The organism is Streptomyces sp. NPDC005955 (assembly GCF_042871255.1).
In the GTDB taxonomy this organism is placed as follows: domain Bacteria; phylum Actinomycetota; class Actinomycetes; order Streptomycetales; family Streptomycetaceae; genus Streptomyces.
Genome location: NZ_JBIAIF010000007.1, coordinates 265,474 through 289,011 on the forward strand (window position 1 = coordinate 265,474; position 23,538 = coordinate 289,011).

The 23,538-nt window shown below is 74.1% G+C and carries 14 protein-coding genes; 11 read left to right on the forward strand and 3 right to left on the reverse strand.

Annotation, left to right across the window (positions count from 1 at the left end; genetic code table 11):
* Nucleotides 1-353: 353 nt before the first annotated feature.
* From ACFYOU_RS19770 to ACFYOU_RS19780, 3 genes are all read left to right on the forward strand, one after another.
* Complete coding sequence (locus tag ACFYOU_RS19770) at nucleotides 354-929, forward strand: sigma-70 family RNA polymerase sigma factor (RefSeq protein ID WP_385493564.1); 576 nt, start codon at nucleotides 354-356, stop codon at nucleotides 927-929.
* A 194-nt stretch (nucleotides 930-1,123) separates the two neighbouring features.
* Nucleotides 1,124-2,629 (forward strand): IMP dehydrogenase, encoded by a 1,506-nt coding sequence (guaB, locus tag ACFYOU_RS19775; RefSeq protein ID WP_385493562.1) that lies wholly within the window; start codon nucleotides 1,124-1,126, stop codon nucleotides 2,627-2,629.
* A 117-nt stretch (nucleotides 2,630-2,746) separates the two neighbouring features.
* On the forward strand, nucleotides 2,747-3,871 hold the full coding sequence (locus ACFYOU_RS19780) for a GuaB3 family IMP dehydrogenase-related protein (RefSeq protein WP_385493561.1): 1,125 nt from the start codon (nucleotides 2,747-2,749) through the stop codon (nucleotides 3,869-3,871).
* A gap of 183 nt (nucleotides 3,872-4,054) precedes the next feature.
* Here the strand turns inward: ACFYOU_RS19780 and ACFYOU_RS19785 are convergent, their stop codons facing one another.
* A complete protein-coding gene (locus ACFYOU_RS19785; RefSeq protein ID WP_391307113.1) occupies nucleotides 4,055-5,305 on the reverse strand; it encodes a nucleotide sugar dehydrogenase in 1,251 nt (416 codons plus the stop codon).
* Between the two features lie 299 nt (nucleotides 5,306-5,604).
* Between ACFYOU_RS19785 and ACFYOU_RS19790 the strand changes: the two genes are divergently transcribed.
* The 6 genes from ACFYOU_RS19790 (at nucleotide 5,605) to ACFYOU_RS19815 (ending at nucleotide 19,275) form a co-directional block, all read left to right on the forward strand.
* The gene (locus ACFYOU_RS19790; protein WP_391307115.1) at nucleotides 5,605-7,314 is read left to right on the forward strand and encodes an FAD-dependent oxidoreductase; all 1,710 of its coding nucleotides are present in this window, start codon (nucleotides 5,605-5,607) and stop codon (nucleotides 7,312-7,314) included.
* 459 nt (nucleotides 7,315-7,773) lie between these two features.
* On the forward strand, nucleotides 7,774-10,272 hold the full coding sequence (locus tag ACFYOU_RS19795) for a protein kinase (RefSeq protein WP_391307117.1): 2,499 nt from the start codon (nucleotides 7,774-7,776) through the stop codon (nucleotides 10,270-10,272).
* A 234-nt stretch (nucleotides 10,273-10,506) separates the two neighbouring features.
* A complete protein-coding gene (locus tag ACFYOU_RS19800) occupies nucleotides 10,507-13,377 on the forward strand; it encodes a protein kinase (RefSeq protein WP_391307119.1) in 2,871 nt (956 codons plus the stop codon).
* 221 nt (nucleotides 13,378-13,598) lie between these two features.
* Entirely contained in the window at nucleotides 13,599-15,494 is a 1,896-nt protein-coding gene (locus tag ACFYOU_RS19805; RefSeq protein WP_391307254.1) for a protein kinase, read from the forward strand.
* 35 nt (nucleotides 15,495-15,529) lie between these two features.
* Nucleotides 15,530-17,536 carry a protein kinase gene (locus ACFYOU_RS19810; protein WP_391307120.1) on the forward strand — a complete coding sequence of 669 codons (2,007 nt, stop codon included), beginning with the start codon at nucleotides 15,530-15,532 and terminating at the stop codon, nucleotides 17,534-17,536.
* Nucleotides 17,537-17,652: 116 nt separating this feature from the next.
* Nucleotides 17,653-19,275 carry a succinic semialdehyde dehydrogenase gene (locus ACFYOU_RS19815; RefSeq protein ID WP_391307122.1) on the forward strand — a complete coding sequence of 541 codons (1,623 nt, stop codon included), beginning with the start codon at nucleotides 17,653-17,655 and terminating at the stop codon, nucleotides 19,273-19,275.
* 87 nt (nucleotides 19,276-19,362) lie between these two features.
* Here ACFYOU_RS19815 and ACFYOU_RS19820 read toward each other — a convergent pair whose 3' ends face one another.
* On the reverse strand, nucleotides 19,363-20,136 hold the full coding sequence (locus tag ACFYOU_RS19820; RefSeq protein WP_391307123.1) for an LAETG motif-containing sortase-dependent surface protein: 774 nt from the start codon (nucleotides 20,134-20,136) through the stop codon (nucleotides 19,363-19,365).
* Between ACFYOU_RS19820 and ACFYOU_RS19825 the strand changes: the two genes are divergently transcribed.
* On the forward strand, nucleotides 20,135-20,641 hold the full coding sequence (locus ACFYOU_RS19825; RefSeq protein WP_391307125.1) for a hypothetical protein: 507 nt from the start codon (nucleotides 20,135-20,137) through the stop codon (nucleotides 20,639-20,641). The genes ACFYOU_RS19820 and ACFYOU_RS19825 overlap by 2 nt on opposite strands.
* 521 nt (nucleotides 20,642-21,162) lie before the next feature.
* Here ACFYOU_RS19825 and ACFYOU_RS19830 read toward each other — a convergent pair.
* The gene (locus ACFYOU_RS19830) at nucleotides 21,163-21,483 is read right to left on the reverse strand and encodes a chorismate mutase (RefSeq protein WP_391307127.1); all 321 of its coding nucleotides are present in this window, start codon (nucleotides 21,481-21,483) and stop codon (nucleotides 21,163-21,165) included.
* A 413-nt stretch (nucleotides 21,484-21,896) separates the two neighbouring features.
* Between ACFYOU_RS19830 and guaA the strand changes: the two genes are divergently transcribed.
* Nucleotides 21,897-23,483, forward strand: coding sequence for a glutamine-hydrolyzing GMP synthase (guaA, locus tag ACFYOU_RS19835; RefSeq protein ID WP_391307129.1), 1,587 nt, complete (start codon nucleotides 21,897-21,899; stop codon nucleotides 23,481-23,483).
* The last annotated feature ends 55 nt before the right edge of the window (nucleotides 23,484-23,538 follow it).

Genomic DNA, 23,538 nt, shown 5'->3' on the forward strand with positions numbered 1-23,538 from the left:
GCCCCACGGGTACGGCGATCCCCGCCCGCCCACGGCGGGCGGGGCGGGGCGCGCCGCGGCGCGCCGACCCCTCCTGACCACGGCGAAGGTCATCGGCGGGCCCCCTCCGGGGCCCGTCGGAACCGGTGCATATGGTGGGGTGGACGGGCCCGTTCGCGCGGTGTGCACGACGGGCGTCCCCCGTTTCGCGGCCGATGCCGCATCCTTGAGGTGTGGAGTTCCTCGGGGACGGGTCGGCCGAGCGGAAGGGGAGGGACCGGGATATGAGCACCGGCGCACCTACTCATAACGCTTCGGTGCACAACAACGGACGCGGTGCCACGGACGGCGGAGCGGCAGGGCACCATGGACCGATGCGCGAAGACGAGCCCACGGTGATCGGTGCGCTCGTCCACCGTGCCGTCGACGGTGACGCGCAGGCCACGCACGACCTGCTCGCCCGCGTGCATCCGCTGGCGCTGCGCTACTGCCGCACCCGGTTGTCCCGGTTGCCCGGTGACGCACGGCACTTCGTGGAGGACCTCGCCCAAGAGGTCTGCGTGGCGGTGCTGCTCGCGCTGCCGCGGTACAAGGACACCGGGCGGCCCTTCGAGGCGTTCGTCTTCGCGATCGCCGCGCACAAGGTCGCCGACCTCCAGCGGGCCGCGATGCGGCACCCCGGTTCGACGGCGGTCCCCTCCGACGAGATGCCCGAGCGGCCCGACGACTCGCTCGGGCCCGAGGAGCGCGCGCTGTTGAACAGCGACGCGGCCTGGGCGAAGAAGCTGCTGGCCAACCTCCCCGAGAACCAGCGGGAGCTGTTGCTGCTGCGGATCGCGGTCGGGCTCACGGCCGAGGAGACCGGGCAGATGCTCGGGATGTCGCCCGGCGCGGTCCGGGTCGCCCAGCACCGCGCCCTCAGTCGCCTCCGCGCCCTCGCCGAGCAGTAGCACCCCCTCCCGCCGGACGGTCCCGGACGCCCCCGGACCGCCCGGCGGACGTTCGTCGGGCGGTCCGGGGGCGTCCAGCGGCTCGGGCGCACGTCCGGTCACCCTCCGTCGAGCGCCCACGAACGGGGAATGGGAGCCGTCCGCTTCCCGTTAGCATGGACATCCCGCACGGACAAGGCCATCTGGAAGGTGTCATGACTGCCAACGTCGACGGAGTACCCGGGAAATTCGCGACACTCGGGCTGACCTACGACGATGTGCTGCTCTTGCCGGGCGCCTCGGACATGGCGCCGGACCAGATCGACACCTCCTCGCTGATCTCCCGCAACGTCCGCGTGAACATCCCGCTGCTCTCCGCGGCGATGGACAAGGTCACCGAGTCGCGCATGGCCATCGCCATGGCCCGCCAGGGCGGCGTCGGCGTCCTGCACCGCAACCTGTCGATCGCCGACCAGGCGAACCAGGTGGACCTCGTCAAGCGCTCCGAGTCGGGCATGGTCACCGACCCGATCACCGTGCACCCGGACGCCACCCTCGGCGAGGCCGACGCGATCTGTGCCAAGTTCCGGATCAGCGGCGTCCCCGTCACCGACGGCAACGGCAAGCTGCTCGGCATCGTCACCAACCGTGACATGGCCTTCGAGACGGACCGCTCGCGCCAGGTCCGCGAGGTCATGACCCCGATGCCGCTGGTCACCGGCAAGGTCGGCATCTCCGGCGGCGACGCGATGGAGCTGCTGCGCCGCCACAAGATCGAGAAGCTGCCGCTGGTGGACGACGGCGGCGTGCTCAAGGGCCTCATCACCGTCAAGGACTTCGTCAAGGCCGAGAAGTACCCGAACGCCGCCAAGGACGCCGAGGGCCGGCTCATCGTCGGTGCCGCCGTGGGCGTCGCCGGGGACGCCTTCGAGCGCGCCCAGGCCCTGATCGAGGCCGGCGTCGACTTCATCGTGGTGGACACCGCGCACGGGCACTCCCGACTGGTCGGCGACATGATCGCCAAGATCAAGTCGAACTCGTCCGGCGTGGACGTCATCGGCGGCAACATCGCCACCCGCGACGGTGCGCAGGCCCTGATCGACGCCGGCGCGGACGCGGTCAAGGTCGGCGTCGGCCCCGGCTCCATCTGTACGACCCGAGTGGTCGCCGGCATCGGCGTTCCGCAGGTCACCGCCATCTACGAGGCGTCGCTCGCGGCCAAGGCGGCCGGGGTCCCGGTCATCGGGGACGGCGGCCTCCAGTACTCCGGTGACATCGCCAAGGCGCTGGTCGCCGGCGCCGACACCGTGATGCTGGGCTCGCTGCTCGCCGGGTGCGAGGAGTCCCCGGGCGAGCTGCTGTTCATCAACGGCAAGCAGTTCAAGTCGTACCGCGGCATGGGCTCGCTCGGTGCGATGCAGTCGCGCGGCGACCGCCAGTCCTTCTCCAAGGACCGCTACTTCCAGGAGGGCGTCGCCTCCGACGAGAAGCTGGTGCCCGAGGGCATCGAGGGCCAGGTGCCCTACCGCGGTCCGCTCTCCGCGGTCGTCCACCAGCTCGTCGGCGGGCTGCGCCAGTCCATGTTCTACGTCGGCGGCCAGACCGTTCCCGACCTCCAGGACAAGGGCCGGTTCGTGCGGATCACCTCCGCCGGGCTCAAGGAGAGCCACCCGCACGACATCCAGATGACCGTCGAGGCACCGAACTACAGCCGCAAGTAACCCGCCACCGCAGGCAGCGGCCCGACGAGGGCGGCTCCGGGAGACTCCGGAGCCGCCCTCGTCGCGCGTGTCGGGGATACTGGAAGGCGCTGGAACGCAAAGGGAGAGGCCACACACGTGACTGAGATCGAGATCGGGCGCGGCAAGCGCGGGCGCAGGGCGTATGCCTTCGACGACATCGCCGTCGTGCCGAGCCGTCGCACGCGCGACCCGAAGGAGGTCTCGATCGCCTGGCAGATCGACGCCTACCGCTTCGAGCTGCCGTTCCTGGCGGCCCCCATGGATTCGGTGGTCTCCCCGCAGACCGCGATCCGCATCGGTGAGCTGGGCGGCCTGGGCGTACTGAACCTCGAAGGGCTGTGGACCCGCTACGAGGACCCGCAGCCGCTGCTGGACGAGATCGCCGAGCTGGACTCGGTGACCGCGACCCGCCGGCTCCAGGAGATCTACGCGGAGCCGATCAAGGAGGAGCTGATCGGGCTCCGCATCAAGGAGGTGCGGGACTCCGGCGTGGTGACGGCCGCCGCGCTGTCCCCGCAGCGCACCGCGCAGTTCTCCAAGGCCGTCGTGGACGCCGGGGTCGACATCTTCGTCATCCGGGGCACCACCGTCTCTGCCGAACACGTCTCGGGCGCCGCGGAGCCGCTGAACCTCAAGCAGTTCATCTACGAGCTGGACGTGCCGGTCATCGTCGGCGGCTGCGCCACGTACACGGCGGCGCTGCACCTGATGCGCACCGGGGCGGCGGGCGTGCTCGTGGGCTTCGGCGGCGGGGCCGCGCACACCACCCGCAACGTGCTGGGCATCCAGGTCCCGATGGCGACGGCCGTCGCCGACGTGGCCGCGGCCCGTCGCGACTACATGGACGAGTCCGGCGGCCGGTACGTGCACGTCATCGCCGACGGCGGGGTGGGCTGGTCCGGTGACCTGCCGAAGGCGATCGCCTGCGGCGCCGACGCGGTGATGGTCGGCTCGCCGCTGGCCCGTGCCACCGACGCGCCCGGCAAGGGGCTGCACTGGGGCATGGAGGCGGTGCACGAGGACGTGCCCCGCGGAAAGCTGGTGGACCTCGGGGCGGTCGGGACCACGGAGGAGATCCTCACCGGTCCCTCGCACATCCCCGACGGGTCCATGAACTTCTTCGGTGCGCTGCGGCGGGCCATGGCCACGACCGGGTACAGCGAGCTCAAGGAGTTCCAGCGGGTCGAGGTCACGGTGGCCGACGCGCAGCATAAGCGATGAGGTAGCCGCCCGGGAGCGTGTGCGCCCCGGGCGGCGCGGGGGTGCTTCGGCCCGATGAACGGGGTCCGGAGCACCCCCTTTTTTTTCGTGGGCGGGGACGGGTGGAGGCGGGTCCGTGCGGAGGCGCTGTGTTCGCTCGCGACGGTCTCCGCGCTCCTCCGGCCGAGGGCTGGTGGCCCTCCGTCAGAGGCGGTGGGCCGTTCCGGTGGGGGTGGCGCCCGTGGTGTCCAGGAGCAGTTGGGCCTTGACCGCGAGGCCCTGGAGGTCGTAGGTGCGGTGGTGCTGGAGGAGCAGGGTGAGATCGGCGTCGGCGGCGGATTCGTAGAGCGAGTCCGCGCGCGGCACCGGGCGGTCCAGGACGCTCCACGCGGGGACGTGGGGGTCGTGGTAGCTGACCGAGGCGCCCAGTTCCATCAGACGGACGGCGATCTCCCGGGCGGGTGAGCCCTGGAGGTCGGGCACGTCGGGCTTGTAGGTGACCCCGAGCAGGAGCACCCGGGCGCCCCGCGCCGACTTCCCGTGTTCGTTCAGGAGCGTCGCGGCCCGCTGGATGACGTACCGGGGCATCTGGCCGTTCACCTGTTGGGCGAGTTCGACCATCCGCAGCGGGCGGACCGCGTACGGGGGGCCGGAGAGGTCCTGCGGCACCCCGTGGCCGCCCACTCCGGGTCCGGGGCGGAACGCCTGGAACCCGAAGGGTTTGGTCTCGGCGCAGCGCACGACGTCCCAGAGGTCGACGCCGAGGTCGTGACAGAGCACGGCCATCTCGTTGACGAGGGCGATGTTGACGTGCCGGAAGTTGGTCTCCAGCAGCTGGACGGTCTCGGCCTCCCGGGTGCCGCGGGCGCGGACCACCTTGTCGGTGAGGCGCCCGTAGAACGCGGCGGCGGACTCGGTGCAGGCGGGGGTGAGGCCGCCGATGACCTTGGGGATCGCGGTCCAGGGGTGGGTGCGGTTGCCGGGGTCCACCCGGCTGGGGGAGTACGCGAGGTGGAAGTCGCGCCCGGCGCGCAGTCCGGAGCCCTCCTCCAGCAGGGGGCGCAGGTACTCCTCGGTGGTGCCCGGTGGGACGGGCGATTCGAGGATGACGGTGGTGTGCGGGCGCAGCCGACCGGCGAGGACGCGCGCCGCCTCACCCAGGGGGGTGAGATCGGGCGATCCGTCCGCGCCGCGCGGGGCGGGCACGCAGATCACGGCGGTGCGGACCCGGCCGAGGCCCTTGGAGTCGGTGGTGGGGGTGAATCCCCCCGCGAGCATCCGACGCAGTTCGGCCGTGCTGAGGACGCCGCCGTCGAGCAGCGGGGCGGGCCCGTCCCAGCCGTCCGGGGCGGGACGGAGGTCATGGCCGAGGGTGGGGATCCCGGCGGCCACGGCGGCCTGGGCGAGGGGCAGTCCGAGCGGGCCGAGGCCGATGACGGCGAGGTCTGCGGGCATGACGGGGGCGTCCTTCCCAATAGCAAGGAACGGGAGGGTCGCGCAAGCCCTGTGGACAAAGTGGACCAGCGCACTGTCAGACTAGGAGTAAATATGACCGTTTTGCGGTATTGGGCGCCGTGACGCACCGAGTGTTGTCCACAGGTGGACGGTGGGTGGTGGTGGAAGCGGGGTCGCGCGGCGAGAATCGGTGCACGGGGTGACGATGGCACCAGAGGGCAGGCGTTAGGTGTGCGGTACGGGGGCACGGGCACCCGCCGGAAGTGCGGGACCGGCCCCGGACGTGACGGGAGGCAGCGGTGAGGACAGCGACACTGGGCCCGGCGGAGCGCGCCGAGTCGCTCGCGGGCATGGCCGAGCGCGAGTTGGACATCCTGGTCGTGGGCGCCGGGGTGGTCGGAGCGGGCACCGCGCTGGACGCGGTGACCAGAGGGCTGTCCACCGGCCTGGTGGAGGCGCGTGACTGGGCCTCGGGCACCTCCAGCCGCTCCAGCAAACTGATCCACGGCGGGCTGCGCTATCTGGAGATGCTGGACTTCGCCCTGGTGCGGGAGGCGCTGAAGGAACGCGGCCTGCTGCTGGAGCGGCTCGCCCCGCACCTGGTGAAACCGGTGCCGTTCCTCTACCCCCTCCAGCACAAGGGCTGGGAACGCCTCTACGCCGGCTCGGGCGTCGCCCTGTACGACGCGATGTCGATGGCCAAGGGGCACGGCCGGGGCCTGCCGCTGCACCGCCACCTGAGCCGACGTCACGCCCTCCGAGTGGCCCCCTGTCTCAAGAAGGACGCCCTCACCGGCGCCCTCCAGTACTACGACGCCCAGATGGACGACGCCCGTTACGTGGCCACCCTGGTCCGCACGGCCGCCGCGTACGGGGCGAAGGTCGCCAACCGCGCCCGGGTCATCGGCTTCCTGCGCGAGGGCGAACGCGTCGTCGGGGCGCGGGTCCAGGACGTCGAGGGCGGCGGCGAGTACGAGGTGCGCGCCAAACAGGTCGTCAACGCCACGGGCGTGTGGACCGACGACACCCAGGCACTGGTGGGGGAGCGCGGCCAGTTCCACGTCCGCGCCTCCAAGGGCATCCACCTCGTCGTCCCCAAGGACCGCATCAACGCGACGACCGGCCTCATCCTGCGCACCGAGAAGAGCGTCCTGTTCGTCATCCCCTGGGGCCGCCACTGGATCGTCGGCACCACCGACACCGACTGGGACCTCGACAAGGCCCACCCCGCCGCCTCCAGCGCCGACATCGACTACCTGCTGGAGCACGTGAACTCGGTGCTCGCCGTCCCCCTCACCCGGGACGACGTGCAGGGCGTCTACGCGGGGCTGCGCCCCCTGCTCGCCGGGGAGTCGGACGCCACCAGCAAGCTGTCCCGCGAACACACGGTCGCCCACCCGGTGCCCGGTCTGGTCGTCGTCGCGGGCGGCAAGTACACGACCTACCGGGTGATGGCCAAGGACGCGGTGGACGAGGCGGTGCACGGCCTCGACCAGCGGGTCGCCGACTGCGTCACGGAGGACGTCCCGCTCGTCGGCGCCGAGGGGTACCGGGCGCTGTGGAACGCCCGCGCCCGCACCGCCGCGCGCACCGGTCTGCACGTGGTCCGGGTCGAGCACCTGCTCAACCGGTACGGCTCGCTCAGCGAGGAACTGCTCGACCTCGTCGCCGCCGACCCCGGCCTCGGCGCCCCCCTCACCGGGGCCGACGACTACCTGCGCGCCGAAGTCGTCTACGCCGCTTCGCACGAGGGCGCCCGGCACCTCGACGACGTCCTCACCCGACGCACCCGCATCTCCATCGAGACCTTCGACCGGGGCACCCGCTGCGCCCGGGAGGCCGCGGAGTTGATGGCCCCGGTGCTCGGCTGGGACGAGGGCCAGATCGAGCGCGAGGTGCAGCACTACGAGAAGCGGGTGGAGGCCGAGCGGGAGTCCCAGCGCCAGCCGGACGACCTCACGGCGGACGCGGCGAGACTCGGCGCCCCCGACATCGTGCCGCTCGGCTGACCGGCCCGGCCCGTAGGGCGCTGCGGGACACGGGGGCTGACCCCCCGTGAGGGGAGCGCGGCGGGTCGCGGTGCCGCCTCCCCCTTCCCGGCGGGCGCCACGCTCCCGGCTCCTCGCCCGCCCCGGGGCGTTTCCTCCCCGGATACGGCAACTCGCCGTGCACGGAAGGTCGCTGGAGCGTCACCGTGGGGGCGCCGCGCCGATACGGGACTTGCCCTTACCGGACAACGGGGAGAGGCTGTCGCACAGGGCCGGGACCTTCCCCGGAGCCGGGGCGTGTGCTGCCCTGCTCCGAAGCCGCCGGCGCGGCTCCCGCCGTGCCGGCACGGCGCGGGACACGGACCAGGTGACGGCCACCCCCGATGCGTTCGTCATGGGTGACGGACGCCCCGGGGCACCGGGCGATCCCCCGGTGGGGGACAATGAAGGCTCTGTCAGGGCGGGTTGCAGAGGGGACGCATGTCGGACGCGGAACAGAGGGGCGGGGCCCGTCGCGACGTCACGGCCGCCCTGACCGGGGAGCGGAGCGACGAGAAGTCCGGCACGCGGTCGGGAACGTCCCGGGCCACCGGGTCCCGTGCGGGAACCGGTGCCGGAGCGGCGGACCTGCCGGGCCGGGAACCCGATGCGGGGGAGCCCGACAAGTCCGGTGTGCAGCAGGGCGGTTCGGCCGGTGCACGGGGTGCGGCCCGTGCCGGCGCGACCAGCCCCCCGCAGGACGCCCGGGAGCCGGGGGGTGCCGCGGACGCCGGGCCCGCCGCCCCGCAGCGGGCACCCGCCGACCGGTCGGCGCCGACCGCGGACCGCTCCGCCGGCAGCAGGGCGCGCGGCGGCCGAACCACCCCGACCACGACCGGCGAACGCCTGCTCGCGGGCCGGTATCGGCTCGGTGACGTGCTCGGCCGGGGCGGCATGGGCACGGTCTGGCGGGCCAAGGACGAAACCCTCGGCCGGACCGTCGCCGTCAAGGAACTCCGCTTCCCCCACACCATCGACGAGGAGGAGAAGCGCCGCCTGATCACCCGCACCCTGCGGGAGGCGAAGGCGATCGCCCGCATCCGCAACAACAGCGCGGTGACCGTCTACGACGTGGTCGACGAGGACGACCGCCCGTGGATCGTGATGGAACTCGTCGAGGGCAAGTCCCTGGCCGAGGCGATCAAGGAGGACGGCCTCCTCACCCCCCGCCGCGCCGCCGAGGTCGGCCTCGCGGTGCTGAACGTGCTGCGTGCCGCGCACGGCGAGGGCATCCTGCACCGGGACGTGAAGCCGTCCAACGTGCTCATCGCCGACGACGGCCGGGTGGTGCTCACCGACTTCGGCATCGCCCAGGTCGAGGGCGACCCGTCCATCACCTCGACCGGCATGCTCGTCGGCGCCCCCTCGTACATCTCGCCCGAGCGCGCCCGGGGCCACCGCCCCGGACCGGCCGCCGACCTCTGGTCGCTCGGCGGGCTGCTGTACGCGTCGGTGGAGGGCATCCCGCCGTACGACAAGGGCTCCGCGATCGCGACCCTCACCGCCGTCATGACCGAACCCCTGGACCCGCCGCAGAACGCGGGCCCGCTGGAGGAGGTCATCTACGGGCTGTTGGCGAAGGACCCCGAGCAGCGGCTCGACGACGAGGGCGCCCGCGCCCTGCTGACCGACGTGCTCAACGCCCCTGACGGACCGGCGGCTGCGGCTGCCGATCCGACGGTCGTCATCGCGATGCCCGTGGTGACGGAGGCCGCCCTCGCGGAGCAGCGCGCCCAGCGCACCCGGGGCCGGGGCGCCGAACGCAAGAAGTGGTCCACGCGCAAGGCGGGCGCTGCTGCGGCCGGGTCCGCCGCGGTGGCCGGTGCGGGCAGCGCGCGGGCCGCCGGTGCGCCGCCGGTCGCACCCCCCGCACCGCTGCCTCCTCCCGGTCACCCGGGTCGCCCCGGGGCGCGGACCGCCCCGCCCGCCACCGGCGCCCTGCCGGGCGCCGTCTCCCCGGCCGCCGCGCCGAAGGCCGGGATGGGCGCCGGGCGTCCGGCGTCGACCGGTGCCGCCCACGGTCGGACGGGCGCCCCGCAGTCGGGCCCGCCCGGTGCGGCGAGCGGCGCACCGGTCGTGACCCGCAGCGGCGGTTCCCGCGGACCCGGGGCCTCGCTGACCGATGTGATGCCCCGCCGCACCCTGGTGGTGATCGCCGTGGTCGTGGCCCTCGCCGTGGTCGCGGGCGTCGTGGCCCTCGCGATGCGCGAAGACGACACCTCCGGCGACGAGAGCAAGGGCAGCGACAAGGTCGCCTCCAGCGGCGCCAGCGGTGGTGACGGCTCCACCGGTCAGGGCACCGGGGGCGACGCCAAGGACACCGGCGAGGACACCGGTACGGGTGCCGAGGACCCCGCCGACAAGAAGGCCGGGGGCGACGCCGCGGACCCCGACCGGAACACCGGGGAGGCCGGGGACAGCGGGAAGGACACCCCGGACGACACCGCGGACGAGAAGCCCGACTCCGATGCGGACTCCGGCAAGGAACCCGGCAAGGAGTCCGGCACCGCCGCCGCCTCCACGCACCGCCACGACCAGGGGTTCTCCATCGGGCTGCCCAAGGGCTGGAAGCTCCGCTCCACCGACCTCGCCGGCGCCCGCTACACCGGACCGAACGGTCAGCGCCTGCTCGTCGGCTGGACGACCACCCCCAAGGACGACGCGGTCGCCGACTGGAAGAACCAGGAACGGTCCATGCGGCGCGCCCAGTACGAGCGCGTACACATCAAGGGCGTCGACTACCGGGGGTGGGAGGCCGCGGACTGGGAGTTCACCTACGCCGAGGGCGGCACCCGGTACCGGGTGACCAACCGCGGGTTCGTGGTCAACTCCAGCCAGGGGTACGCCCTCATGTACACCGCCCGGGCCGCCGACTGGAGCGGCGCCGACCGCAAGCAGACCTGGCGGACCTTCACCGAGACGTTCCAGCCCAAGTCCTGACGCACCGCCCGGAGCCGGGTGCCTCGCACCACGGCCCCGCCACCGGGGGGTACCCCGGAATCCACCGCTCCGCCGGGTCACGGGAACCGAACGTCCCACGAGATCCGGCATCCGCGCTCGACGCCCCGCCCAGGACACGTATCGTGAAGGGTCGCGGACCGTGTGCAGCGGGACGCGGACGCGCAACCAACGGAACCGACCGACCGTACCGGACCACCGGACAGGGGGAGCGCCGTGGACGACTTCGCGGGGCGCGTGCTCGCCGACCGCTATCGCCTGCCCCTCGCGCCGTCCGACGAGGACGCGGCGTACCTGCGGGCGTTCGACACCTACAGCGGACAGGAAGTCCTGGTCCGACAGGTGCCGTTGCCGGAGATCGTCGAAGCCGAGGTGCTCGACGCGGACGGGTTGCCCGAGGGCTTCGCGCTCAACGAGTCGGGCCGGGCGGCCGTAGCCCGCGCCACCGACCCCGCCGTGCGCCGCGCCATCGAGGCCGCCCAGGCCGCCGCCCAAATACCCGATCACCCCCGCCTCGACCAGGTCTTCGACGTCTTCGCGGACGGCGGCTCGCTGTGGATCGTCAGTGAACTCGTCGCCGCTCGACCGCTGTCCGCGTACCTCGACGAGGAACTGCTGTCGCCCTACCGGGCGGCCGAGGTCGCCGCGGACGTCCTGACCGGGCTGCGCGCCCTGCACGCCCACGGCTGGGTGCACCGCAACATCACCGCCCGCACGGTGATGATCCTCGACGACGGCCGGGTCATGCTGACCGGGCTCGCCGCGGGGGCCGCCGAGGAGGCCCTGTGCGGGTACGACCCGCGCCCCGACCCCGCCGCCGGAGCGCCCTCCGGCACGCCCCGGGGGCACGTGGGCGACGGCAGCGGCTTCGGTAGTTCCCCCGGCAGCGGGCGCGCCACCGTCGCCGGCCCCTGGAACGGCGCGGCCCCGGACGCTCCCGCCGCCCCGGAGGCTCCCCCCGCCCCGGAGGCTCCCCCCGCCCCGGACGGCCTCCTCCCTCCGGACGGCTGGTCCTCCGACGGGCGCTCCCCCGACGGTCGGTCTTCCGACGGTCGGTCCCCGGGCGGTCGTCCCACCACCGGCCGCACCTGGGCCGAGGCGACCGGCGCCGGCCGGCCCCCCGCGTCGCACCCCGACACCCCCCGGCCCGAGGCCACGACAGCGCCCGCACACCCCGCCGCGCCCGGCACTCCAGGAACTCCGGGAACCCCGGGAACTCCAGGAACCCCGGGGCTCCCCGCGCTGCCCGGTGCACCGGGCAGCGCCGCGAGCGGTCCCCGGCTGCCCGCCGAAGGAACCGACGCCCGGGCCGCCCGGGCCGGGGCGATAGCCGCCTACCGGGCCGGCACCAAGGCCGCCGCCCGGGTCAGCGAGGAGCAGCGGGCCGCGGGCCTGCCCGAGGCGCTCGGCCCGGCCGGGACCCCGGCCCCGCACCCCGATGGCACCGGCACGCCCGACGAGACGGCGGCGCCCCGCCGCGACACCCCGCACGGTCGGATCACCGACCCGTACGGGGTCCGCCGCCCGTCCGCGTCGCCCGACCGTCCCGCGCTCCCCGGAGCCCCGGCGCCCTCCGGCAGCTGGCACGGCGCCCGGCCCCGGGCCGGTGCCGCGCCCGCCCCGGACCCGTCCCGCGTCCCCGCCCAGCACTCGCCCGTCCCGACGGCGCCCCCGGCCCCGACGGCGCCCCCGGCCCCGACGGCGCCCCCGGCCCCGACGGCGCCCCCCGCACCGGCCGCCTCCTCCGAGGGGGGCTGGGGCAACGCCCCCAGCGCACCCCGCCGCGGGCCGGCCACCGCGATCGCCGCCGAACGCGCGCGCCAGGCCCGGATGGCCGTCGTCGGGCCCGCCACCGAACGCTGGGCGCCCGAACAGGCCGGTCCGGTCCACGAGAACTGGCAGCTCGCCGCGCCGATCGGACCGTCCACCGACCTGTGGGCGCTGGGCGCCCTGCTCTTCCGGGCGGTCCAGGGGCACGCCCCGTACCCCGAGGACAGCACCGCGGAACTCGTGCAGCTGGTGTGCGCGGAGCCGCCGGCCTTCGCCGAGGAGTGCGGTCCGCTGCGCCCGGTCGTCGAGTCGCTGTTGCGTCAGGACCCCACCGAGCGGCCCGACTTCGAAGAGCTGCGCGGCTGGCTGCGGTCGCTGATCCGCTCGGCGCCCGAGCCGGACGCCGGGACCTTCGTGATCGCCGCGCCGCCGCCCGATCCGCGCCGGCTCCCGGTGATCCGCCGGCGCGGGGAGCTGCTGCGCCGCCGCAAGCCCCGGTCCCGGTCCCAGAACGGCACCCACCGGCACCGCAAGGAGGCCGGCCCCGCGACCCCCGCCCGCCTGGGACGCACCCTGCTGCTGCTGGTGCTCCTCGGACTCTCCGGCGCGGTGGCCTACGCGATGTTCTTCATGCCCAAGTCCGGCACCGACGCCGGCGAGGGCCAGCGGGCCAGCTCCGTGGGCGGCGCACCGGACGGTTCGTCCGGGGGCGCCGGCCGCTCCGCCGAACCGGACGCCCGGCCGGGGAAGACCGACGAGCCGAAGGCGCCCGCCAAGACCGAGAAGCCGGCCGGGACCGACAAGCCCGGTGCGCCGGGCAAGCGCGGTGAGGGGGAGCGGACCGGCGCCGCCGACCCCGCCGTGCCGGACGGCTTCACGGTCCGCAAGGACGCCGAGGGCTTCCAGGTCGCCGTGCCCAACGGCTGGGAACGCCAGCCGAAGAACGCCAGCGGTCAGATCGTCTACACCGACGGACGGTTCCAACTGCTGCTGGTGCCCGGCCGGGACGCGGTCAGCTCGCACGGCTCCGACCCGCTGGTCTACATGCGCGAGACCCAGCGCGAACTCGATCCCTTCCGGGACTCCACCTGGTCCACGTCCAGCGGCATGCGGACCATCGAGGTCGGCGGACAGATCAGCGGCGAGGGCCAGTTCACCTGGACGGACACCGGCGGCGGCGAACTCTTCGTACGCAACCGGGCGATCAACGTCGACGGCCGCTACCACATCGTCCAACTCCGCGGCCCGGAGTCCGAACGCGACCGGGTGACGGAACTGTACGAGCAGGCCGCCTCGACGTACCGGGCCAAGGGCTGACCCCGCCGGTCCGCAGCGGGTCGCGGGCTCCTCCGGTTCGATCCCGAGCCGGGGGACGACGCACCCCTGCGGGGACGGCGCACGGAGGCCGCCCGTGGCCGTGCGGCGCGTGGAAGCGGGCGCCGTAGGGGAGTACGGGTCGGGCCGGAAGCCCTGGACCCTAGACTTGAGGGCACGTCAACTTGGTGCCTGACACCACACCACGGGGGAACGTGAACGAGATGAACGGCGTGCTGCTCGCCGGGCGTTACCGGCTTCAGGAGTGCATAGGACGCGGCGGCATGGGCCGGGTGTGGCGGGCGCGCGACGAAGTCCTCCACCGGTTCGTGGCCGTCAAGGAGTTGACCGCGGCCCTGTACGCGGCCGAACGCGACCGGCCCGTCCTGCTCCAGCGCACCCGGGCCGAGGCCCGGGCCGCGGCCCGGATCTCGCACCCCGCCGTGGTCACCGTGCACGACGTGCTGGAACACGACGAACGCCCGTGGATCGTCATGGAACTGATCGACGGCGGCTCCTTCGCCGACGCCGTGCAGGACCGCGGCCGGATCGACGCCGAGGAGGCGGCCCGCACCGGACTGTGGGTCGTGCGCGCGCTGCGGGCCGCGCACGACGCCGGGGTGGTGCACCGGGACGTCAAGCCGGCGAACGTCCTGCTCGCCTCCGACGGGCGGGTCCTGCTGACCGACTTCGGGATAGCGCAGGTCGACGGGGACAGCGGGATGACCAAGACCGGCGAGATCGTCGGTTCCGTCGACTACCTCGCCCCGGAGCGGGTGCGCGGCGGCGAACCGGGCCCCGCCTCCGACCTGTGGGCGCTCGGCGCCACCCTGTACACGGCCGTCGAGGGCGTCTCGCCGTTCCGCCGCCCCTCGGCGCTCGGCACCTTCCAGGCCGTGGTGGACGAGGAACCCGCGCCGCCCGCCCACGCCGGACCGCTCACCCCCGTGATCACCGCCCTGCTGCGCAAGGACCCCGAGGCCCGCCCCGCGGCCGAAGAGGTCGAGCGGATGCTGGAGGAGGCCGCCGAGGGCCGTTGGCCGGTCGAGACCGGGCCCGCCGCCGGCTACACCCCGACCCGCCCGGTCCCGCCGGAGGTGCTCGCCGGGCTCGCCGCGGCCCCGCCGCCGCCCGGGGAACCGCCGGCCCCCACCCCGCCGACGTCGACCCCGGTGCCGGGCGACCCGGCGGCGCCCGGCGCCCTGGCCGCCGCGCCGACGACGTCCACGCCCGCCCCGTCCACTCCCCTCCCGCCGGGCGCTCTCCCGCCGGGCCCGCCGCCGCCCGCCCCGTTCCCGTCCACCCCGGCGCACTCCACCGTGCTGCCGACCACGACGGTGGCGCCCGCCCCGCCGGACGGTCGGCCGCGCTGGTACGCGTACCTCGCCGGGGCGGTGGCCGTCGTCGTCCTCAGCGTGGGCGGTGCGGTGGTCCTGCGGTACGTCGACGGGGGCGGCCAGGACGAGCGGCCCGCAGCGGCGGACAGCAGCGTGGCTCCGGCCGCCACCGGCTCCACGGCCCCCGGCGCCAGCGCGTCCCCGTCGGGCGCGTCCTCCGGAGCCCCGGCCGGAACCCTCAGCAAGGCCCCCGAAACCCCCGCGACCGGCCCCACGGGCAGCACGCCCGACGCCGGTACGAGCGCCCCGCCCGCCGCAGGGGTGCCCGCCGGTTGGGTGCGCGTCAACGACCCCGCGGGGTTCAGTCTGGCCCTGCCGCAGGGCTGGCAGCGGAAGACGACGCGGGGGCAGATCGACTACACGCCCGACGGCGGGGAGCACTTCCTGCGCATCGGCGTCGACCCGAGCCCCGACTTCGACAGTCCCCACGCCCATCTGCTCGACCTGGAGAAGCAGCTCACCCGGCTGACCGACTACCGCCGGCAGCAGTTGGTCCCCCAGACCTTCCGGGACCGGCCGGGAGCCCGCTGGGAGTTCAGCTGGGTCTCCGGCGGATCGGACACCGCGCCCGGGCCGCGCCGGGCCGTGGAACAGGCCTACTTCAGTCGTGACGGCGTCGAGTACGCGATCTACATGTCCGGTCCCGAGGCGGATTGGGCGACCACGCGCGCACAGTTCGAGACGGTGCTGGGCAGCTGGCGGGAGAACCCGGACGGAACCTGACCGCATCCCCCGAACTGTGGTGCATGATGGGCTACATGGGGACCAAGGGGGACCGTGCGGAGGTCGGAACGGGTGCCAAGTCCCGTCTCATCGGCGGGCGTTACCTGGTGCGGACCCGGCTCGGCCGGGGCGGCATGGGAGTCGTGTGGGGCGCCGAGGACCAACTGCTCGGGCGGCCGGTGGCGGTCAAACAACTCGACTCCGATCCCAGCCTGTCCGACGCCGAGGCCCGTAGGGTGCGGGCCCGCACCCTACGGGAGGCGCGGGCGGTGGCGGGCCTGCGGCACCCGAACGTGGTCGTCGTCCACGACGTCGTGGAACACGAGGACGACGCGTACATCGTGATGGAACTCGTCAGCGGCGGTTCCCTCGCCGACCGGGTCGCCGCGCACGGTCCGTTACCCGTCGCGGAGGCCGCCCGGATCGGCATCGATCTGCTCGGCGCGCTGTCCGCCGCCCATGCGACGGGGGTGCTGCACCGGGACCTCAAGCCCGACAACGTCCTGGTGGAGGCCGGTTCCGGGCGGGTGGTCCTCACCGACTTCGGGGTGGCGCGGGTCCCCGGCTCCCGGACCCTCACCGAGGAGGGCATGTTCGTCGGCTCGCCCGAGTACAGCGCGCCCGAGCGGATGTCCGGCGGACCGAGCGGCCCGGAAGCCGACCTGTGGTCCCTCGGGGTGCTCCTGTGCGCGGTGCTGACCGGGCGGTCGCCCTTCCGACGCGATTCGATCAGCGGCACGCTGCACGCGGTGGTGGCCGAGGAGATACGGCCGCCCGCGCAGGCGGGTCCCCTGTTGCCCGCGGTCCGCGGCTTGTTGGAGCGGGACCCCGCGCGCCGGCTCCGGGCGGGGGAGGCCGGGCGGCTGCTGCGGGCGGGGCTGGTCGACGCGGGCCCTGCCGGGCACGCCCTCCCGACGGCCGGGCCCCGCGGCCTCCCGGTCGTCCCCTCCCAGCCGTCGGGCGGCTCACGGCCGTCCGCCCCGCCACCCCCGGCCCCCGCACCGGGCCTCCCCTCGCCGGACGCCCCGGTGCCCGTACCCGAATCCCTTTCCGACCCCGTTCCCGTTCCCGTGCCGCGGGGCCTTCCGCACGCCGTGCCCTCCGGCGGGCCCGGGACCGGTGTCCCCTCCGGTGCACGGCCCGCACCGTCGCCGATCGACGGCGAACCGCTGCCGACGGCCTCCGCCGCCTCGTCCACGGCCTCGTCCACGGTGCCCTCCGCCCCGGCCCGGATGCCCCGCGGAACGGTCCTGGTGGCGGTGCTCGTCGCCGCCGTGGCCGGGGCCGTCGTGGCCGGCTCGGTGATGCTGCTCGACCTGGGGCGGCCCAGGGACGACAGCCCGGTGATCGCCGGGCCGACCGTCACCGAGACGGCCGCCGCCTCGACCGGACGGGTTCCCGCCGACGGGGCGGACCGGCCCCGTGCGGACCCCGTGCCCCGCGGCGGCACCGGGACCGCCGGGACGGGCGCCGCCCCGACCGGTGCCCACCCGTCCCCGGACCCGACCGCCACGGTCACCCGCGGGCCCGGCGCGGCCGGTGCACCGAGCGGTGCCGCCTCCGGCGCCGCCAGCGCCCCGGCGGCCGTCGCCCCCGCGAGCACCTCCCGCCCGCCGGTGCCCGCGGGGTACCAACTGGTCGACGACCCGGCGGGGTTCTCCGTCGTCGTCCCCGACGGGTTCACCCGGTCACGGCAGGGCGAGTGGATCGACTACGCCTCGCCCGGCGGCGAGGTCCGCATCCAGGTGCGGATCGGGGACCGCCACCCGGGCGGTCCGGTCGCCGCGCTGGGCGAGGACCACGGCCGGGGCAAGGAGCGCAGGGCCGAGGTGACCGCCGCCGTGCACCGGGGCCAGCCCGCGGCGCGCTGGGAGCTGGTCACCCGGGCCAAGCCGAAGAAGGGCGGCGACCGGTTCACCGCCGATTTCGCCTGGCAGGACGCCACCCGCCTCACCACCGTCCGGGTGTCCGCCCCGGACAGCTGGTCGGGGCAGGCCAGGACCCACCTGGCGACGGCCGTGGACACCCTGACCCACCGGTGAGCCAGCGCTGACCGACCGGTGACGCGGACCGGACGGGAGCGCCGGTCGGGCCGTGGCGGACCCTCCGGTTACCGTCGGGTACCCAAATTCCGGGGCGGGGGCCTACGCTCACGTCCATGACGGACTCGCAGGCCACCGCACCTCACCAGAGCACGTACACGAACCCCCTCGCCCCCGTGCCGCCCGGCTCCCGCACGCCGCAGGACGTGGTGACGCCCGAGCTGGTGGCCCAGCTCACCAAGGGGATCGTGGGCACGGGTCGCACCGCGAACCACACCCCGTTCACCGGGCAGAAGCTCGCTGACCTGCCCGGGTCCACGCCCGACGACGTCGAGACCGCCTTCGCCCGGGCCCGCGCGGCCGGGTCCGTCTGGGCGGCCACCCCGCTCCGGGACCGCGCGGCGACCGTCCTGCGCTTCCACGACCTGTTGATCGCCCGCCAGGCCGAGGTGCTGGACCTGATCCAGTTGGAGACCGGCAAGGCCCGACTGCACGCGCACGAGGAGGTCCAGGCGGTGGCGGTGTCCGCCCGCCACTACGGCCACAAGGCGTCCGCGTACCTGCGGCCCCGCCGGCACACCGGGGCGCTCCCCGTGCTCACCAAGGTCACCGAACTGCGGCAGCCGCGCGGGGTCGTCGGCCAGATCGCCCCCTGGAACTACCCGCTGGAACTGTCCGTCGGCGACGCCCTGCCCGCGTTCGTCGCCGGGAACGCCGTGGTGATGAAGCCGGACACCGAGACCGCGTTGACGGCACTGTGGGCCCGGGACCTGCTGGTCGAGGCGGGGCTACCGGCCGACGTCTTCCAGGTGGTCATCGGCGAGGGCCCGGTCATCGGCCCCGAGATCGTCCGGCACGCCGACTACGTCTCCTTCACCGGGTCCACCCGCACCGGCCGTGAGGTCGCCCGGGGCGCCGCGGACCGGCTGATCGGCGCGTCCCTCGAACTCGGCGGCAAGAACGCGATGCTCGTCCTGGCCGACGCGGACGTGGAGGCGGCGGCGGCCGGGGCGGTCCGCGCCTGCTTCTCGTCCGCGGGACAGCTGTGCATCTCCGTCGAGCGGCTGTACGTTCACGAGTCCGTCGCGGACGTCTTCCTCGACCGGTTCGCCACCCGCACCCGGGCGATGCGGCTCGGCACGGGCCTCGCGTACGGGGCCGACATGGGTTCCCTGGCCGGTGAGCGGCAGCTCGCCACGGTCAGCCGGCACGTGGAGGAGGCGGTGGCCCGGGGGGCGCGGGTGGTGGCGGGCGGGGTCGCGCGCCCCGACATCGGCCCGTACTTCTACGAGCCGACCATCCTCGACGGGGTCGGGCCCACGATGGCCGTGTGCGCGGAGGAAACGTTTGGCCCGGTGGTGTCGGTGTACCGGTTCTCGGACGAGCGGGACGCCGTGGCCCGCGCCAACGCCACGGCCTACGGGCTCAACTCCTCGGTCTGGACGCGGGACGCCCGACGGGGGCGCGCGCTCGCCGCCCGGCTGCGTTCCGGCACGGTGAACATCAACGAGGGGTACGCGCCCGCGTACGGCAGTGCGCAGTCCCCGATGGGCGGCATGAAGGACTCCGGGCTCGGCCGGCGGCACGGCTCCGAGGGCATCCTCAAGTACACCGAGGCGCAGACCGTCGCGGAGCAGCGGATCATGCCGATGGCGCCCTCGTTCGGGATGAGCGATGCGCAGTACGCCACGCTGATGAGCCGTGGCCTGCGGGTGATGAAGGCGCTGCGGCTGCGCTGACCTTCGTGCGACGGGGCCGTGAGCGAAAAGGTGAAGGACCCGCACCCCCCTCCGAGTGCGGGTCCTCCACGTGTGGGGGCGAGCTGCTTACGCCGGGGTGTCGGACGCCTTGCGCTTGCGGACGTAGAAGACCGCGCCCGCGCCGGCCAGGACCGCGAGTCCGCCGACCAGGCCGATCACCGGCATGGCCGAGGAGGAACCGGTCTCGGCGAGGTTGCCGGTGACCGGCTGCTGGCTCACGCCGCCCTGGGGGGTGGTGCCGCCGCCGTTGCCGGAACCGGGGCCCGGGCCGGGCTTCGGCTTGTCCGTGCCGGGGTCGGTGCCGGGCTTCGCCTCGCCCGGGTCCTCGTTGGAGCTGCCGGGCTTCAGCACGGAGAAGTAGGCGTCGGTGCCGTAGTTCTCGGCGATGCAGCGCTCGCCGTTCACCGTGTCGAGGTAGCCGCCGGAGCCGAAGGCGTACCCGTCACCGACGGGGGCGTCCTCCTTGATGGCGAGCCGCAGCTTGTTGGTGACGTAGTCGTCGGGCTTCATCGTCTCGACGCCGGTGAAGTAGCCGCCGGCCCAGTCGACCGTGGTGCCGGGGTCGATCTCGTAGGAGTCCCGGATCTCGGCCCAACGCTTGGTCGTCTCGTTGAAGTACTGGAGCGACAGGAACGGCGAGAGCGCCTTGTCCTCGTCGATCTCGAAGTTCTCGACCTCGGCGTAGATCGCGACCCCGTTGAGGGTCACGTCGGAGGTGTTCGTCGTGGTCAGCGAGAACTCGTGCCAGCCCGAGCCGGCGACGATCCGACCGGGCAGACCGGAGATCTCCGACTCCAGCGTGTCCGCCACGTACTCCTCGTCGACGTAGTCGCACGGCATGAGGTCGTCGGGGTGCTCGCTCGGGGCGGGGGACTCGGATTCGCCGGGGGCGGAGGAGGACGAGGCGGGCTCCTCCGGCTCGGCCGAGCCGCTGGCCGAGGAACTGACCGAGTCGCTCGGCGCGGGCGAGGTGGAGTCGTCGTCCGAGGGCGTGGTGCTCGGCGTGGACGAGTCGGTGGCGCTCGGTGAGGACGGGGAAGTGGAGGAGGGCGAGGAGGGCGGGGCGGACTCGGACGGGGTCTCGCTCGGGGACTGTCCGGGGACCTCGCTGGGCGACACCGACTCGGTCGGGGTGGCGCTCGTCGCGTTGCTGGGCTCCGTCGTGGCGAGGGCGGCCGGCGCGGACAACAGCGCGACCGGGCCGATGACGGCGGTGACCGCCGCGACGGCCACAGCACGGCGAAGCTTCATGGAGACCTCGGGTATCTGGTCGTACCGCACCGCGGCACAGCTGGTGGGCCCGCCCGTGCGCAGTGCGCACGGATGTGGCCCTTGTGTCAGGTGATGTGACCCGTGGTGTCCGGCAATGGTTGTCCCGACTCTCACGAAATTCTTATGTGGCGTAGATCACTCGGGTGGGGAGTCGGCTGCGTCCGGGCACGACGAAGGCCCCGCGGTGCGGGGCCGCGGGGCCTTCGGGCGGCAGCGACGTCAGGGCAGCGTCAGCGCCGCTCGGAGCGGCGCCACAGGGGGGAGGGCGGCGCCGTCTGAGGAACGGGGGGCCGGGGAGGCCCGAGGGACCGGGGGCAAGGGGGCCGGAGACGGTCGGCTCCGGGCGTCCCCGGAGCCGACCGTTCACTGGGGTGACCGGGCTGCTGTCCCCTGCCGACCGGTCACGGAAACCGGAGCGAGGTCCCACGACGCACGGCACGATCCGTACGTCTCATCGCTCAGGCCAAGCCACGCGTGGTACTCGCCCGCCCCTGGCTGACACGGACACCGGGACAACGACCCCCGTCGCGCGCCGGTCACGCTCCGTACGGGTGAGAGCGCCCGAACGCGGGTGCGAGCCCTCGGACGGGTACGTCAGATGCGGCCCCGGCACAGCTCCAGCAGGGTCATCGCCAGTGCGGTGCCCGGCTTGCCGAGCGCCTCCCGGAAGTGCTCCAGGACCTCCATCTCGCGGGACAGGTTCACCCGCCGGCCACCGGAGGCGATCCGGGTCTGCTGGATCACGGTGGACACCGCGACGCGCTCCTGGACCAGGCCGATGATCCGGTCGTCCAGCGCGTCGATGCGCATCCGCGCGTCGGCGATCGTCCCGGCCGCCTCCTCGGTGCGGGCGCCGGTGCGCTCGGTGACGCCCGGCGCGTGGACGCGGTCGGTGGTGGTGACGGTGTGCTGCATCGGTGGCTCCTGGGGTGTCGGTCTCGGCGGGGACGGCGCCACCGGGACCGACACGGTCCGGAACAGCGACAGGCGCCCCGGGCCTTGTCGGCCCGGGGCGCCTGTGGAAGTGCTCGTCAGAGGATCAAGCAGCACGACCGTGGCAACCGGCGGGCCGGATGCCATAGGTAAAGACGGAGGTCATGTGCGTGGTCACCCGGCCAGTATGCCCGGCCGCGGCCGGGGTCGGTCAATCCGGTTCCCGGACCGCCCGGATCGTGAGACGCGGGAGGTTCGCGGGAGCCCCGTTAGAATCGGAGGCAGGAGTCGTGTCGCCGGTGCCCGGCGCGCCCTCCGCCCCCGCCAGACCGGGCCCCCGGTGGCCGCGCCGGCCCCCGCGCCCGTAGACCCGCTAGACAGCCGGAAGGCTCCCCGTGCCCCCAGCGACTCCCGCTGCCGCCGCCCCCGACACCGTCCTGGTCGTCGACTTCGGTGCGCAGTACGCCCAGCTCATCGCCCGCCGTGTCCGCGAGGCGCGGGTCTACAGCGAGATCGTGCCGAGCACCATGCCGGTCGCGGAGATGCTCGCCAAGAACCCGGCGGCCATCATCCTCTCCGGCGGCCCCTCCTCGGTCTACGCCGAGGCCGCGCCCAGGCTCGACCGCGCCCTGTTCGAGGCCGGCGTGCCGATCTTCGGCATGTGCTACGGCTTCCAGCTCATGGCGACCACCCTCGGCGGCACCGTGGACAACACGGGCGCCCGCGAGTACGGCCGCACCCCGCTGCACGTCAGCCGCACCGGCTCCACCCTCTTCGAGGGCACCCCCGCCGAGCAGCCCGTGTGGATGTCCCACGGCGACGCCTGCTCCGCCGCGCCCGAGGGCTTCACGGTCACCGCGTCCACCGACGTGGTCCCCGTCGCCGCCTTCGAGAACGACGAGAAGAAGCTGTACGGGGTCCAGTACCACCCCGAGGTCATGCACTCCACGCACGGCCAGCAGGTGCTGGAGCACTTCCTGTACCGGGGCGCGGGCATCGAGCCCAACTGGACCACGGGCAACGTCATCGAGGAGCAGGTCGCCGCGATCCGCGAGCAGGTCGGCGACCGCCGCGCGATCTGCGGGCTGTCCGGCGGGGTCGACTCCGCGGTGGCCGCCGCCCTGGTGCAGAAGGCCATCGGCTCCCAGCTGACCTGCGTGTACGTCGACCACGGCCTGATGCGCAAGGACGAGACCGAGCAGGTCGAGAAGGACTTCGTCGCCGCGACCGGCGTGCAGCTCAAGGTCGTGGACGCGGCCGACCGCTTCCTCGACGCGCTCAAGGGCGTCTCCGACCCGGAGCAGAAGCGGAAGATCATCGGCCGGGAGTTCATCCGGGTCTTCGAGCAGGCCCAGGCGGAGATCGTCGCCGAGGCACCGGGCGACCAGCCCGTGGAGTTCCTGGTTCAGGGCACCCTGTACCCGGACGTCGTGGAGTCCGGCGGCGGCACCGGCACCGCCAACATCAAGTCCCACCACAACGTCGGCGGACTGCCCGAAGACCTCGAATTCCAGCTGATCGAGCCGCTGCGCCAGCTGTTCAAGGACGAGGTCCGGATGGTCGGCGCCGAGCTGGGGCTGCCCGACGAGATCGTCCAGCGCCAGCCCTTCCCCGGGCCCGGCCTCGGCATCCGCATCGTCGGCGAGGTCACTCGCGACCGCCTGGACCTGCTGCGCGAGGCCGATGCCATCGCCCGTGAGGAACTGACGGCCGCCGGACTCGACCGCGAGATCTGGCAGTGCCCGGTGGTCCTCCTCGCGGACGTCCGCAGCGTCGGCGTCCAGGGCGACGGCCGCACCTACGGTCACCCGATCGTGCTGCGCCCGGTCTCCTCCGAGGACGCGATGACCGCGGACTGGACCCGGATGCCGTACGAGGTGCTCGCCCGGATCTCCACCCGCATCACCAACGAGGTCGCGGACGTCAACCGGGTCGTCCTCGACGTCACCAGCAAGCCCCCGGGCACCATCGAGTGGGAGTGACCCCCCCCACGAACGCCATGAACGCGTGAACGCGAACGGCGCGGTGACGGACTCC